The sequence below is a fragment of the Enterobacter sp. K16B genome (assembly GCF_020216105.1).
GTDB classification, from domain to species: Bacteria; Pseudomonadota; Gammaproteobacteria; order Enterobacterales; family Enterobacteriaceae; genus Enterobacter; species Enterobacter sichuanensis.
The window spans coordinates 1-258 of the sequence record NZ_JAIWJZ010000243.1 but is presented as its reverse complement, the minus strand read 5'-3'; the positions used below and the strand labels follow the sequence as shown (position 1 = coordinate 258).

Below are 258 nucleotides of genomic sequence, written 5' to 3'. Positions count from 1 at the left end.
TGTTTATGCAGTACAAAGGGGAGAGTCTGGGACGCTATATCCGTGAACGCAAGCTGCTGCTGGCGGCACGCGATCTGCGTGAATCCGACGCCCGGGTATACGATATCTGCCTGCGTTACGGGTTTGATTCGCAGCAGACGTTTACCCGCATCTTCACCCGCACCTTCAACCAGCCGCCTGGCGCGTACCGCAAAGAGAACCATAGCCAGACACATTAACCTGTCGTGTGTAGGCCGGGTAAGGCGTAGCCGCCACCCG

Annotated in this window: 1 protein-coding gene; it reads left to right on the top strand. The window is 58.1% G+C overall.

What is annotated here, in order from left to right; genetic code table 11:
- Positions 1 to 218 (top strand): helix-turn-helix domain-containing protein (locus LDK53_RS22945; protein ID WP_225288162.1); only part of this gene is annotated, 218 nt, incomplete at its 5' end.
- Between the last annotated feature and the right edge of the window lie 40 nt (positions 219 to 258).